A 13,813-nucleotide genomic window follows, 5' to 3' on the forward strand; every position below is an offset into this window, starting at 1 on the left:
GCATAGAGCTATCTTGATGAAGGGGAGGGCAGCGATGTCCTCCCCTTCTTTTTGTTTAGCGAGGTGCCGCGCTCTGGCGCCGGCGATACTCATCCACGGGCAGGCCGCCGATACCCCAGTCTTCCATGGCGACTTCGTCAATGACCACGAAGGTGGTGGCGGGGTTCTTGTTGAGCACCGTTTGCAGCAGCTCGGTAACGCCCTTGATCAGGGCGGCCTTCTGGTCTGCGGTGGCATTTTCGCGGGTGATCTTGATATTCACGTAGGGCATTGTTTCCTCCTTAGCTGGCCGTGCGGATATCGGAGTGGAAGACCTTGGCGATGATCTGCCAGCGGTCATCGACGAAGATCAGCGACAGGAAATCGGTAAAACTCTTTTCGCCGATGGCGCATTGCACTTTTGCCAATGCGGTGACCGGCCCGGCGAATTCGATCGATAGGATCCTGTCCGCCCGTGCCTCGCCCCGGCTGGCCGGTGAGGGGCGTTTGTCGACGATCGGAAAATAGCTGGCCATGTCGAGCTCCAAAAGGCTCCCGTCAGACGCGGTGGCATAGTGAGCCTTCGGGTGAAAGACCTGCCGCAGGATCGACGTGTCGCTGTGATGCAGCCCGTCGAAATAGAGCCCGAGCAGACCGGTGACAGCGGAAAAGCGGTTGTCGTGATCAATGTTGGCGCTCATGCCGCAATCAGCCCTTCCGCCTGCATCGCTGCGCGCACGGCAGGGCGATCTCCGATCCGTTTGAGATAGGCGGTGAGGTGCGGCCAGCGCTCAAGGCTGATGCCGGTCGGTCCGGTCCAGCTTGCCACGGTAAAGAGATAGGCATCGGCAATCGAAAACGTGCCACCGAGCAGATAGGGCCTGCCATCTGACAGGAGGTTCTCGATATAATCCAGCCGTTTGGACACGGTTACGATCGCGGCAGCCTTTGCCTCTGCCGAAGCTGCTGAATTGAACAGCGGGTAGAAAGCCTTGTGCACTTCCGAAGCGATGAAATTCAGCTGTTCCTGAAGCCGCGTGCGGGCCAGCGTGCCGTAACCGGGGGCAAGGTTTGCCGCCGGAAAACGGTCGGCGATATACTGGATGATCGCGGCGCCCTCGGTGATGACCTCGCCGCCGTCGATAACCAGTGCAGGCACGTAGCCCTTCGGATTGATCGCTGCAAAATCGTCGCCGGTTTCCGTCCGGCGGGTGGCCGTTTCAACCTTCTCGATCGTAAAATCGGTGCCGGCTTCGCGCAGGACGATATGGGGCGAGAGCGAGCAGACGCCCGGTGCGTAGTAGAGTTTCATGGTCAGGGTTCCTTTGCCGTTGGTCCGCCGTGAGCGGCAGGCGGAAACTAGGCGGAACGGATAACCTTTGTATATGTGGTAACTTTATGTTACTTCGCTTTCCGGTAACCCCGGCGAAACCGGAAAATTGCACCCATGGCCTTGAAAATCAGGAAAAACAAAGCTGGCCCGCTGCCTCCGACGTGCCCGGTGGGCGAGTGCATGCTGCTGCTCGGCGGTGCATGGACGCCCAATGTCATCTGGTCGTTGAGCGGCGGCCCGCGCCGGTTCAGCGAATTGCGGATCGATATTCCAGAAGTGTCCGCAAAGATGCTCAGCACCCGGCTGAAAGACCTCGAAGCGAAGGGCGTTGTCGAGCGCACCGTTATGCCGACGACACCGCCGACGGTGGAATACTGCCTGACGGAACTTGGCTGCGAACTCGTTCCGGCCATCAATGCCATTGTCGAGATCGGCTACAAGCTCAAGCTGCGTCCTGTTGTGGCTGGGCAGCCTGCCTGACGGGATTGCGCCGGAGAGTTGGGCATACCGGTCTCCTTTCTTTTAACATCAGGAATACCTAAAATATAGACGAGGCTGTCTTCACGCCGTAGAGTGCATTCTTGCAATAGGTACAGGGCTCGGGGCGGGAGCGTGCAAATGCCTATTTTCATGGACCGGCATGAACTGACGGGAACCACGGCCGCAGACGTTGCCGAGGCGCATCGCAGAGACCTCGACATTCAGGATCAGTACGGCGTCAAGTTTCTGACCTACTGGTTCGACCAGCGGCGCGGAACCGCATTTTGCCTCATGGACGCACCGGACGCAGAGACAGCCCAATGCGTTCACCGTGAGGCGCACGGCCTGGTTTCCGGCGAGGTCGTCGAAGTTGCCCTATCGGCGGTCGAGGCGTTTCTTGGCCGGATACTCGACCCGGAGCCTGCACCGGGACAATCCGAGGCCGAAATCGATTCCGGCCACCGGGCCATCCTGTTCACCGATATCGTTGGCTCAACTGCGATGACGGCGCGCCTTGGCGATCGGATGGGGACGGAACTGGTCCGGGCGCACGACGCGGTGGTGCGCAGGTGTCTCGGGCAATTCTCAGGCCGCGAGGTGAAGCACACCGGCGACGGCGTCATGGCGACCTTCGCCTCGATAGCCGCAGCCGTCGATTGCGCCAGGGCGATCCAGCAGGAATTTGAGCGCTACAATCGCGGTAATGCCGAGCCGCTTCATATCCGCATCGGGCTGGATTGTGGAGAGCCCGTCGAGGACAGCAACGACCTGTTCGGTTCCACCGTGCAACTGGCAGCCCGCCTATGCGATGCGGCCTCCAGCGATCAGATCCTGGTGTCGGAGAACATCTTTCGGGAATACGGCGCGGCCGACCTCTTCACCCAGGCAAAACGCCGCCGGCTGAAAGGGTTTTCAAAGCCGATCCTGGCCTTTCGATGCGAATGGGCTGACGCCGGCGCCTAATGCCGCAAGCGGATCGTGCGCCAAGGCCGCTGCCGGGCTGGTCGCTTGTGAGCAGCCGCTACGGCCTGACAGCGGTGAGAAATCGCCAGATTTCCCGAAAGTCCGTCACCATCGTCCAGTTTTCCGTATAGTTTTGGTCGAGTTGCAGACGCCGGACGTAATGGTTGTCCGTGCCGCTGCTCAACCGGTGGCCGATCAGGCCCGGGCGCGATTTGATGTAATGTGAGGTATTGGAGCCGTATCGCTCGATCTCGCTCATCGTCAGCGGCGAGGGGCCGACAATGCTCATGTCGCCACGCAGTACGTTGAAGAGTTGTGGCAACCGGTCGAGGCCCAATTGCTGGAGAACGGCCCCCAGCGGCGGAAGCGAAATGTCGGTGTGATGCCGGGGCGTCGGGCCGCTTTGCGTGGTCATCGTCATGTACTGCGCAAAACCCTGTCCTCCCGAGGCAGAGGCGGTGCGAAATGTCAGGCGGACCAGGGATACACCGTCATATCCGATCTCCGAATGGTTATAAAAGACCGACCCAGTCGTCGACAGCTTCACCAGCGCGGAGATCATCAGAATAAGAGGAAGGAGGATCAGTATCATCGTAAGGGAGAGGAGGATGTCGATGAACCGCTTCGCAAATCCCCCGGTTGGCCGGTACTGGAGATTGACGATATGGGTCAACGAATACTTAGCGTTTCTAGCCGTGGATGATATCATGACGCGCTCGAAATTCTCTCGATTTGCATAGACTGTCCTCTTCCGCAGGAGACCCGGAAAGACGCGGTGTGGCGCAAGAACAAACGCGCGGATGCCTACGCGGCCAGGTCCGCGCTAGGGACGTTTTTTACCGACGTCACATCCGTCATCACCTTCCTGTTCATGACAAAGAAGGCAAGGTTGGTCGGGCTGCGCAGGATGAAGGCTGGATAGTGCGATACCAGCTTCGCAAAGACCTTGGGGTCAGGAAGAAACCGTTTCGCCGCGCCACGCAGCAGCGCATAGACATAGGCGCCCTCATACAGCCTTTGCCTGAAGGTGATCGTTTCGATATCCATGCAATAGATGCGGCTGTTGTTGCGCATGTAGTTGTACTGGATGGCAAGGCAGCCCTGGATGCTGATTGATTTCGGGCTTTCCCAGGAAACGTTCGACCAATAAAGGTTGAGGCCTTCGCCACAGCTGACATTGACCCGGACGTCCACCGCCGTTGCGTTGTCGATCGACAGCTCGATCCAGAAGATGTGATCTTCTCCGGCGCTTCTGAGCGAGGTGTTGAAGCGAAGGTTCGGGTTTTTGCGGAAATTATAAACGACGGTCGATGTCTGCGGCGGGCATTCGCGGATCATTGTCCGCGTCAGTTCACCGGCAGCAAAAGCCTTGACCAGCTGCGACTGTCCCGCCCCGCGGTTTTGGCTGAGGGCCTGCCATGTCTCGGGCAGGCAACGGAAATAATCGCCGTAATGTTTGCTTCTGATGTGATTGCAGAAGAAGAAATCGCTGTTGCGAAGAGCCGACAGTGCCCTTTGGATATGCAGGGGATTCCAGATGTCGTCGGAATCGAGGAAAGAGATGAAATCGATCTCTTCGCCTGCAAGGCTGTTAAGGCCGGTGTTTCGCGCTCCGGCCGGGCCGGAATTGACCTGGGTGATGACATTCAGGGAATGGGCCCCCTTGAACGAGAACCCTTTGAGCTCCGCGCTGGCGGGGTGCGGCGAAGCGTCGTCGACAACAACAACCTTCAGCCTGACGCCGGCAGGCAACTGCTGCATCTCAATGGACTCAAGCGCCCTGCGCAAAATCCCGTCCTCTGCCTGATAGAAAGGTATTATGACAGCGATATTGGTCATCATTTCAAGCCTCACACTATATTTACTATTTTGACGCACTACCGAGAGTTGTTTTGTCTTTTTTAAATTATTCGTTGTGTAACGAATTGGCATAAAACGAAAATATTGTGCAATTTGCCCAAATTTCAGGCAAGAAAAGCGTCAGTTTTGTGACAAAATGATGAAATTTTGTCTTGGTAATCAATTTGTAACATAGTTTTAATCTTATTATTCTTTGAATACACCAGATATTATGGATGAGCAATAGTAGTTGACGCGAATGTACGCGCGGTTCCTTGACCTTTATTGGGGGAAAGTCAGAGGAGACGGGGGGAGGGAGCGCAAGTCCAAGGCATGCTCCTGCCGCTGTCCCGCAAAGTGAAATCGCACTTGCCGCCAAGCCGAATGTCCGGTGCGTGATCCATTGCATTGGACCGCGTGGCCCGTTTGGCTGGCGCTTTCCCATTTTAACCGGGCGTCATAGCAGCCCCTTAAATACCGCCGGAAGGCACGGTGCCGCATTTTCCAGCTGGACAACCGAGGTGTAACTTTATAACAACTGCAAATGTTACGTTATTACATTAACATTTGCAGGAGAAAACCATGTTGATCCATCTGGGCAAACCGATGCGGGCCGCCGCCGTTCTGGCGCTGACGGCGCTGTCTCCCCTTCCGGCCTTTGCTGAAGACGACAAGGAAACATGGCGGTTGTTCGTGGCCGATCATACCCAGCCGGTGGTACGGGCGCTCGATGCGGCAAGTGGCAACGAGATCGGCCGCTTCGATCTTGGCGGCTACGCTGCCCTTTCGCTCAGCGAAAGCGGCAAGACAGTTTTTGCGGTGCAGGGCGACAAGGACACGGTGCAGGTGATTGCCTCGGGCATCGCGCTGTCCGATCATGGCGAGCATCGCGATATCGAAGCGTCCGATCCGAAACTGCTGCCCGGGATCATCACCGGCAAGAAGCCTAGCCATGTGGTCACCCATGGTGACGATGTGGCGGTGTTCTACGACCACGGCGGCAAGCTCGATCTGTTTCAGGAGAGCGCCCTGCTCGGCGGCAAGGGCAATGCCACAAGCATTGATACCACCGCCGCGCATCACGGCGTCGCCGTGCCGATGGGCCGATATGTCCTTGTCTCCGTGCCCAATATGACGACGGAGGTGAAACCTGATGAGCAGCCGCCACGGCTGGGCCTGCGCGTTGTTGACCGGCAGGGCAAGCAGCTGGGTGATGTCGCCACATGCACGGGGCTGCATGGCGAAGCGTCCTCGGCGCGTCTGGTCGCCTTCGGTTGCGCGGAAGGGGTTCTCGTCGCCCGGCCGGATGGGTTGAACGCCCCGAAGCTGGAGATGGTCGCCTATGGCAGCGATCTGCCGGAGGGCAAGGTTTCGACCCTGCTCGGCGGCCGGTCGATGCAGTTCTTCCTCGGCAATTACGGTGAGGACAAGGTTGTGCTGATCGATCCGGACGCAGCAGCACCCTATCGTCTCGTTGATCTACCGACCCGCCGTGTCGATTTCGCTCTCGACCCGGCCAATGTCCGCAACGCCTACATCCTGACGGAAGATGGCAAGCTGCATGTTCTGGATGTCGTCAGCGGTGAGATTGTCCGGTCTGCCGGCGTCACCGAGCCCTACAGCAAGGATGGCCATTGGCGCGATCCGCGTCCACGGCTTGCGGTTGCCGGCGATCGCATCGCCATCACCGATCCCCGCCACAGCCTGGTAAGGATGATCGATAGCGATAGCTTGAAGGAAACCGCGACCATTCCGGTCGAAGGCATGCCTTATGCAATCGTCGCAGTTGGCGGTTCTGGCGCCAAGCACTAAGGCCTAAAAGGACTGCCGTCCGCACCTGACGCGAGGTGCGGACGGCGATTTCAGGCTTGCTTTATCCGCCGCAACGGCTGCCGAAGTTCGTCTGGTCGAGCACGCCGCCATTGACGGTAAGGATCGAGCCGGGGCCTTGAGTCAGCGAGCCGCCAAGGCTGCCGTCCCAGGCCGGATCGACCTTGCAGTCGCGTGGGGTGCCGGTGACGGTGACGTCACCTTTGACATCGAGCGACGGACCCATGAAGTAGAGCCCGGCCGTACCGGCCTTGTCGATCGTGACATTGTCGAAGGTGATGTCGCTGATCGGTCCGCCGAGGAAGTCCCAGTCGCTGCCGTAGATGAAGACGCCATACGTTCCGGCATTGGTGATTGAAACGTTCTTGAAGCTGATGTCGGAGACCGGGTTGAGGAAGATGCCGGCATTGCGCGTGCCGTCGATCGTCAGGCCATCGACATTGACGTTGGTGGTCAGTGCACCCTCCGGCATGCTGCTGGATGTCACCATCATCAGGCCGTTGATGCCACCCTTCAGCACCATGTCGGTAATCGTGACATCACGCGTACCCTGCAGCACGACGAGGTCCATGTCGCGGTCCTGCATCGAGTTGTCGATCGTCACCCTGTTAAGGTTCACGTCGTTTGCCGCGACGAACAACAGGCCTTCGCGACGCGACCGCGAGATCGTCACGTTGTCCAGCGTGATGTTGCTGGCGGCATTGGTGATCACCGGCGGCCATTCACTTTCATCGATGGCGCTACCGGCGAAGAGGCCGTAGGTGACATTGTCGATTGCAGTGTCGCGGATCGTCAGGTTGCTGGTTCCATGTGCGCTGACAGCGGCATAGGGCGCCCGGTTCGGGTCGAACACCGAGAATTCGCATTCCGTGCTGCTTTCGCAGATGTAGAGATCGTGGATGCTGGAATTCTGGATGATTGCGCCGTTGACACGGTCAAAGCGGATGCCATCCCGGCTGGTGCCGGAAATGTCGACGCGGTCGATGACCAGGTTCGATGCGTCGGTGCCGCCGATGCCGGCCAGTCCGCCGGTGATCGACAGGGTCGAGATCGCGCTGTTCGATGCCATGGTGACAACGTCCATGGCCGGATTGTAGCCGGTCAGCGTCGTCGCTGCACCCTGGTTGCGGAACCAGCCTTCGCCGCCGCTTGAGGCACCACGTAAGCTGAGAACACCGCCGCCGCCCAGCAGCACCTGGCCATTGTTCAGCGTCAGCGACTGGTTGAGCCCGATCGTGCCATTGGCAAGGATCAGCGCGTTGTCGCCGGCCGCAGCGATGATGGCGTTGATGGCGGCTGCATCGCCATTGGCGGCGGAGACGTCGATGACATTGCCTGCCGTCTGGCCGTTGAGGTCGATAACAGCATTTTCGAGATCGCCCGTGGCACCGCGATGGGTCTCGATGGTGCGGTTGCGCTCGACGCGCTGGGTCAGCGGATCGAACGGATCGGCCGAACCCGTCGACGAAGAAGCACCGAGCGGTACGCGCAGCCGCGCCATCGCCGAACCCTTGAAATGGTCTTCGTTGTCATAGGTGCCGGAGGCACCGATCGTCACCGTCGATCCGCCGGGAAGGCCGGGCAGGTCGGCAAAGGACAGTTCGGCGCGCAGTTTGGCACCCAGCTTGTCGTCGAGATTGTCGCCGCCGTAAAAGTAGCTGCCCGCAAAGACCTTCAGCTGCATCTTGTCGCTGGCAGCCGACAGCGGTACGCGAACGCCGGCCTCGATATCAGCGCCACGGCGGGCGCGTTCCATGCCTTCGCGGAACATCAGCTTGCCACCGTCGATCTCGCCACGGCCCATGCCGTCGAGCGCGTGATCATTGCCGAGCGGCAGATAGATGTTGGCGCGTGTTTCAAACACCGGCCCAAGCGCTTCGATGCCGAAGGAAAGCTGGTTGAACGAGTTGTCATAGGCACTGTTCAGGTAGTCGTAGTAACCGTAGACGCCGACGACCCAATCATCACTTGCCCGCATGCGGTAGCCCGCGCCGATCGAACCGCGCTGGACGCCACCTTCGATGAAGGCGCCTTGCATATCGATGAACAGTGCACTGCCCGAATCAAGCAGGATGGGCAGGAAGAAGCCGCCACTGGCGCTCGAATCGCCGTTATGCCAGGTGCCGTCGATTTCCACCGAAGGGCGCCAATCGGCTGCGCGCAAGGGAAGTGGCGCAACGCTCGCAGTGGCGAGTGCGTATACAAGAATTCTCTTATTATTCAAAATGCTAACCCCTAGACAAGAATCCGCAATGGCGGATGTCCGGGCGGGTTAGAATACCTGACAATAATAGTCAATTTTAAGTGCAGGATTGGTCAATCCGTCGCAGGCACCCCTGTTGAAAACTTTCAATCGGAGCGCCCGCGTGTCGTCAGCCGGCCAGTTTCAGACCGATCCCCCAGGGGTCGATCAGCGAGACGGTATCGCCGTTGCGGGTCACCGGGATCTCCAGTTCGTCCAGCTTGGCAACGGCGTTCTGCAGCTTGGCCGGATCGTTGAAATGCACGGTATAGTCCGACAGGCCGGTCATGTTGGCCTGGCGTTTCGGCGCGCCGCGCGAATTCCAGATATTGGCGCCGACATGGTGGTGGTATTTGCCCGAGGCAAAGAAGCTGGCACCGGGATAGCTGGCCATCAGGTCGAGCCCGAGTACATCGCCGAAGAACGCATTGGCCTGCGGAATATCGGAAACCTGCAGATGGATATGGCCGATGGCGGTGCCACCCGCCATGCCATTCCACGTGTCCTTCGGGGCTTCGTCATAGAGCGCCTGCAGGTCGAGCGGCAGCGTCGCCATCTTCACCATGCCGTCCTGGACGTAGTTCCATTCCGCGCGCGGCCGGTCGCGATAGACCTCGATGCCGTTGCCCTCCGGATCGCCGAGATAGATGGCTTCCGAAACCAGATGGTCGGAAGCGCCCTGAAGCGGCACATTGTTATGGGCGATATGGGCGAGCCAGCGGCCAAGCTCGGTGCGATCGGGCACCAGGAAGGCGGTGTGGAACAGGCCGGGGGCATTCTGCGGGGCGATTGCCGCATTGCCCTGCGTCGTCAGGGTCAGAAGCGGACGGCCGGCAACGCCAAGCGTCTCGCCGCTTGCCGTCTTTTCGATCGGCGACAGCCCCATGATCGATTGATACCAGGAAGACACCATCGGCAGGTCGCGCACCACCAGATGGGAATGATCGACGAAGGCTGGCATGCGGACGGCGTGGTCTTCGGCTTGAACGGTCATGGACGTGCTTCCTGCCTTGGCGGTGGTGACGGTGCCTCCGGTGACCAATGCTGTGGCCGAAAACTTCATGAACGTGCGTCTGTTGAAGCTGGCCATCGGTCCGGTCCCGTCTGATTGTGTTGGTGAACTATATGACGCGCGCGCGGCGTTCACGGAAGATACCGACTTGAGGATTTACTGTTCTCAACCTGTTGACAATCGCCTGCGACCGAATGGCGGGTTGTGACTTTTGCCACCGCACACCTATATTGAATCTATCCGCGCAATGCGGCGACACTGGTGGCTTCCAAAGCGGCCATCATGCGCTGCGCACGGTGCGGCGAACCCGAGGAGACCGTCATGTATTCGAGAATTATCGTGCCGATTGCCATGGACCATCTGGAGCACGGCGAAAAGGTCCTGGAGCGCGCCCAGTCGCTGCTGGATGAGGGCGGCGAGATCATCCTGCTCAACGTCGTCGAGGACCTGAACGCCTATGCCCAAGGCTACATGATCGTCGATTTTCCGCTGGAACTGATCGAGGCGTCGCGGGATCATGCCAAGAAGACGCTGACCGATCTCATGCAAAAACACGGGGTGACGACGGGCCGCGTCGAAATCCGTATCGGTGGTGCCGCCGGCGTCATCAATAATTTTGCTGAGGAAGTGGAGGGCGATCTGGTGATCATTGCCTCGCACCGGCCGGGACTGATCGACTATTTCATCGGCTCGACCGCCAGCCGCGTCGCTAGCCATTGCAAATGTGCGGTGCTGATCGACCGGTAGGCGAAGCCTATAGTTTTGCTGATGCTCGATATGTTCGGGAGTGCTGCTCCCGGACACTCCGCCATGTCTGATATCGGAATGTTACTGTAACGTACTTGCATGCACTCTAATAAATATGCCCGGTTGCGGCGTCAGCAGTGCATCTCAAATCCACCCAACAGTTCAACGTTCGATGGAAGGTACATGACATGGCCTACGACGACAGCAATGTAACGCGACGTAACCTGCTCATTGGCACAACGGCTCTCGCAGCCGGTGTCGTTGCAGTTGGGAATATCGCCACCACGACAGCGGCGCAGGCACAAGCCGCCGCTCCCTCCGGCAAAGTGCCGAATGTTCTGGTGATCTTCGGCGACGATATCGGCATCCCCCAGATCAGTGCCTATACGATGGGGCTTATGGGCTATCGCACGCCCAATATTGACCGCATCGCGGCCGAAGGTGCGATCTTCACCGACAGCTACGGCCAGCAGAGCTGCACGGCCGGACGAGCATCCTTCATTCTCGGGCAGGAACCCTTCCGCACCGGGCTCCTGACGATTGGTATGCCGGGCGATCCGCACGGTATTCAGGACTGGATGCCGACCATTGCCGACGTGATGAAGTCGAAAGGATATGCCACCGGTCAATTCGGCAAGAACCATCTGGGTGATCACGACGAACACCTGCCGACCAACCACGGTTTCGACGAGTTCTTCGGCAATCTCTATCATCTCAATGCCGAGGAAGAGCCGGAAGGATATTTCTACCCGAAAGATCCTGAATTCAAGAAACAGTACGGCCCACGCGGGGTTATCAAGTCCAGGGCAGACGGCAAGATCGAGGATACCGGCGCGCTCAATTCCAAACGTATGGAGACGATCGACGAAGAGTTTCTGGCTGCGGCGAAGGATTTCATCGACCGGCAGGCCAAGGCCGACAAGCCGTTCTTCTGCTGGTTCAACTCGACCCGCATGCACATCTTCACCCATCTGAAGAAAGATTCGGTCGGCAAGACCGGCAAGGGCATCCATGCCGACGGGATGGCTGAACATGACGGCCATGTCGGACAGCTGCTCGATCAACTCGATGCTCTCGGCATCACCGAAAACACCATCGTGCTCTATACGACTGACAACGGTGCCGAAATCGCCCTGTGGCCGGATGGCGCCATGACCATGTTCCACGGCGAAAAGGGAACAACCTGGGAAGGCGGCTTCCGTATCCCGATGATGGTGCGCTGGCCGGGCGTGGTAAAACCGGGCACGCAGATCAACGATCCGGTCACGCTGATGGACTGGCTGCCGACCTTTGCCACTGCTGCTGGAATTTCGGACATCAAGGCGGAAATGAAAGAGGGGTACAAGGCCGGGGCCAAGACGTTCAAGGTTCATCTCGACGGCTACGACCTGACCGCGCTGCTGAAAGGCGAGAGCAAGGCGCCACCACGCGAATCCGTCTACTATTTTGACCAGGGGGGCAATCTCAATGCCATCCGCTGGAACGATTGGAAGCTGGCGTTTGCGAAGGCAAGTCCGGGCAATATTGCAACTGCGACCCGCGAAGTCCCGAGTTGGGCATTGATCACCAACCTGCGCATGGACCCCTATGAGAAAGGCTTGGAAGAAGGCGGAGGCGCCACGGAATTCCTCGGCCGCAACATGTGGTTGCTGGTGCCGATCCAGGGCAAGATCAAGGAGTTCTTCACCGACTTCGATAAATATCCGTTCCAGATGGGCAGCACTTTGAATGCCAGCAACATCAACTATGGCTGGCTGCAACAGCAGGCTGCGTTGAAAAAACTCGGCGAACTGGAAAGGCTGATGCCGCAGTAGGCCTGCCACGCAGTGTGGTCACCAGTGGTGCCTGTAAGCACCTGTGACCGTTCACGAACCACGAAGGCAAGCCGGGCTTGCCTTCGTGGTTAGCAGTGGCGATGGCACCCTTTCCGAATTAGCGGTTGATCCGCGCCTGATGTTGCGCTGAGTAGCGCTCGCCCTGAATTGTGACCGTCGACACCGCATTTTCGATGACGGCGAGATCGCCTGCCGACAGGATGACGGCTGCAGCGCCCATATTTTCCTCGAGACGGTTCAGCTTGGTGGTGCCGGGGATCGGCACGATCCAGGGTTTTTGCGCCAGAAGCCAGGCGAGCGCGATCTGCGCCGGGGTCACCTGCTTGGCCGTGGCGATCTCGCCGAGCAAATCCACCAGCGCCTGATTGGCCTTACGCGCTTCGGTGGAGAAGCGCGGTACGGTGTTGCGGAAGTCCTTATCGTTGAACGTGGTCTGCGCGTTGATTGCACCGGTGAGGAACCCTTTGCCGAGCGGGCTGAAGGGCACGAAGCCGATGCCCAGCTCTTCCAGCACCGGCAGGATGTCGCCCTCGGGCTCCCGCCACCACAGCGAATACTCGCTCTGCAGTGCTGCCACCGGCTGGACCGCATGGGCGCGGCGGATGGTCTGGGCGCCTGCTTCCGACAGGCCGAAATGCTTGACCTTGCCTTCGGCAATCAGGTCCTTGACCGTTCCGGCGACGTCCTCGATCGGCACGGCGGGATCGACGCGATGCTGGTAGAACAGGTCGATGACATCGGTTTTGAGCCGCTTCAGTGCTGCGTCCGCAACGTTGCGGATATGCTGCGGACGGCTGTTCAAGCCGCTCTGTCCACCCTCGGCATTGAAGTCGAAGCCGAATTTTGTGGCGATGACCACCGTGTCCCGGATCGGGGCCAGCGCCTCGGCTAGCAGTTCCTCGTTCTTGTAGGGGCCATAGGCCTCGGCGCTGTCGAAAAAGGTGACGCCGCGTTCATAGGCGGTGCGGATCAGCGTGATTGCCTGCTGCTTTTCGGTGGCAGGGCCATAGCCAAAGCTCAAGCCCATGCAGCCGAGACCGATGGCCGAGACTTCAAGGCCGCTGTTTCCAAGTGTGCGTTTCTGCATTGTGATCGCTCCTGATTAAGCCTGATATTGTTCGTCGGTGACGTGTTCCAACCAGTCGACAACCTTGCCATCCAGCGCTTCAGCGATGGCGACATGGGTCATAGCGGTGGCCGGCGATGCGCCATGCCAGTGTTTTTCGCCCGGCTCGAACCAGACGGTATCGCCGGGCCGGATCTCCTCGATCGGGCCGCCCAGGCGCTGTACCCGGCCGAAACCGGAGACGACAATCAGCGTCTGGCCAAGCGGGTGGGTGTGCCATGCGGTGCGGGCGCCCGGCTCGAACGTCACTGTCGCGCCGCCGACGCGGGCGGGTGCCGTTCCCTGAAACGGCGCATCGATGCGAACTGTTCCGGTGAAATAGTCTGCAGGTCCCTTGGCGGATGGGGCAGAACCATTGCGCTTGGTGTTCATCAGATATCCTTTCCGGAGAGGCTGGCCGTTCGTGTGGCCATTGATGATCTTGTAT

At 59.2% G+C, this 13,813-nt stretch carries 14 protein-coding genes; 5 read left to right on the top strand and 9 right to left on the bottom strand.

From position 1 onward, the window contains the following. Nucleotides 1-55 precede the first annotated feature (55 nt). Genes ACQY8Q_RS18680 through gstA form a run of 3 tightly spaced genes read right to left on the bottom strand, consistent with a single transcriptional unit; the run spans nucleotide 56 to nucleotide 1,291 of the window. Nucleotides 56-271, bottom strand: coding sequence for a tautomerase family protein (locus tag ACQY8Q_RS18680; protein WP_428427941.1), 216 nt, complete (start codon nucleotides 269-271; stop codon nucleotides 56-58). A gap of 10 nt (nucleotides 272-281) precedes the next feature. After that, nucleotides 282-680 carry a nuclear transport factor 2 family protein gene (locus tag ACQY8Q_RS18685; RefSeq protein WP_428427942.1) on the bottom strand — a complete coding sequence of 133 codons (399 nt, stop codon included), beginning with the start codon at nucleotides 678-680 and terminating at the stop codon, nucleotides 282-284. Continuing rightward, the gene (gstA, locus tag ACQY8Q_RS18690; protein ID WP_428427943.1) at nucleotides 677-1,291 is read right to left on the bottom strand and encodes a glutathione transferase GstA; all 615 of its coding nucleotides are present in this window, start codon (nucleotides 1,289-1,291) and stop codon (nucleotides 677-679) included. The genes ACQY8Q_RS18685 and gstA overlap by 4 nt, the downstream gene beginning before the upstream one ends. Nucleotides 1,292-1,492: 201 nt before the next feature. On the opposite strand from gstA, the gene ACQY8Q_RS18695 reads away from it, so the two are divergent. Continuing rightward, nucleotides 1,493-1,792 (top strand): winged helix-turn-helix transcriptional regulator, encoded by a 300-nt coding sequence (locus ACQY8Q_RS18695; RefSeq protein WP_428427944.1) that lies wholly within the window; start codon nucleotides 1,493-1,495, stop codon nucleotides 1,790-1,792. A 138-nt stretch (nucleotides 1,793-1,930) separates the two neighbouring features. Beyond that, nucleotides 1,931-2,755: a nickel-binding protein gene (locus ACQY8Q_RS18700; RefSeq protein WP_428427945.1), complete on the top strand. Its 825-nt coding sequence runs from the start codon at nucleotides 1,931-1,933 to the stop codon at nucleotides 2,753-2,755. 58 nt (nucleotides 2,756-2,813) lie between these two features. On the opposite strand, the gene ACQY8Q_RS18705 is transcribed toward ACQY8Q_RS18700, so the two are convergent. Next, entirely contained in the window at nucleotides 2,814-3,464 is a 651-nt protein-coding gene (locus tag ACQY8Q_RS18705) for a sugar transferase (RefSeq protein WP_428427946.1), read from the bottom strand. Nucleotides 3,465-3,559: 95 nt separating this feature from the next. Next, nucleotides 3,560-4,687, bottom strand: coding sequence for a glycosyltransferase family A protein (locus ACQY8Q_RS18710; RefSeq protein ID WP_428427947.1), 1,128 nt, complete (start codon nucleotides 4,685-4,687; stop codon nucleotides 3,560-3,562). A gap of 489 nt (nucleotides 4,688-5,176) precedes the next feature. Here ACQY8Q_RS18710 and aztD point away from each other — a divergent pair, with 489 nt between their 5' ends. Continuing rightward, nucleotides 5,177-6,406 carry a zinc metallochaperone AztD gene (gene aztD, locus ACQY8Q_RS18715; RefSeq protein WP_428427948.1) on the top strand — a complete coding sequence of 410 codons (1,230 nt, stop codon included), beginning with the start codon at nucleotides 5,177-5,179 and terminating at the stop codon, nucleotides 6,404-6,406. A gap of 61 nt (nucleotides 6,407-6,467) precedes the next feature. On the opposite strand, the gene ACQY8Q_RS18720 is transcribed toward aztD, so the two are convergent. Both ACQY8Q_RS18720 and ACQY8Q_RS18725 read right to left on the bottom strand, forming a co-directional pair. Then, nucleotides 6,468-8,648 (bottom strand): right-handed parallel beta-helix repeat-containing protein, encoded by a 2,181-nt coding sequence (locus ACQY8Q_RS18720; protein WP_428427949.1) that lies wholly within the window; start codon nucleotides 8,646-8,648, stop codon nucleotides 6,468-6,470. 148 nt (nucleotides 8,649-8,796) lie between these two features. Beyond that, complete coding sequence (locus tag ACQY8Q_RS18725; RefSeq protein WP_428429816.1) at nucleotides 8,797-9,660, bottom strand: VOC family protein; 864 nt, start codon at nucleotides 9,658-9,660, stop codon at nucleotides 8,797-8,799. Nucleotides 9,661-9,999: 339 nt separating this feature from the next. On the opposite strand from ACQY8Q_RS18725, the gene ACQY8Q_RS18730 reads away from it, so the two are divergent. Both ACQY8Q_RS18730 and ACQY8Q_RS18735 read left to right on the top strand, forming a co-directional pair. Beyond that, complete coding sequence (locus ACQY8Q_RS18730; RefSeq protein ID WP_428427950.1) at nucleotides 10,000-10,425, top strand: universal stress protein; 426 nt, start codon at nucleotides 10,000-10,002, stop codon at nucleotides 10,423-10,425. Between the two features lie 188 nt (nucleotides 10,426-10,613). After that, nucleotides 10,614-12,239: an arylsulfatase gene (locus tag ACQY8Q_RS18735; protein WP_428427951.1), complete on the top strand. Its 1,626-nt coding sequence runs from the start codon at nucleotides 10,614-10,616 to the stop codon at nucleotides 12,237-12,239. Between the two features lie 118 nt (nucleotides 12,240-12,357). Here ACQY8Q_RS18735 and ACQY8Q_RS18740 read toward each other — a convergent pair whose 3' ends face one another. Both ACQY8Q_RS18740 and ACQY8Q_RS18745 read right to left on the bottom strand, forming a co-directional pair. After that, complete coding sequence (locus ACQY8Q_RS18740; RefSeq protein ID WP_428427952.1) at nucleotides 12,358-13,347, bottom strand: aldo/keto reductase; 990 nt, start codon at nucleotides 13,345-13,347, stop codon at nucleotides 12,358-12,360. 15 nt (nucleotides 13,348-13,362) lie between these two features. Continuing rightward, nucleotides 13,363-13,758: a (R)-mandelonitrile lyase gene (locus ACQY8Q_RS18745; protein WP_428427953.1), complete on the bottom strand. Its 396-nt coding sequence runs from the start codon at nucleotides 13,756-13,758 to the stop codon at nucleotides 13,363-13,365. Between the last annotated feature and the right edge of the window lie 55 nt (nucleotides 13,759-13,813).

It is taken from the genome of Pararhizobium sp. (assembly GCF_965279435.1).
Taxonomy (GTDB): Bacteria; Pseudomonadota; Alphaproteobacteria; order Rhizobiales; family Rhizobiaceae; genus Pararhizobium.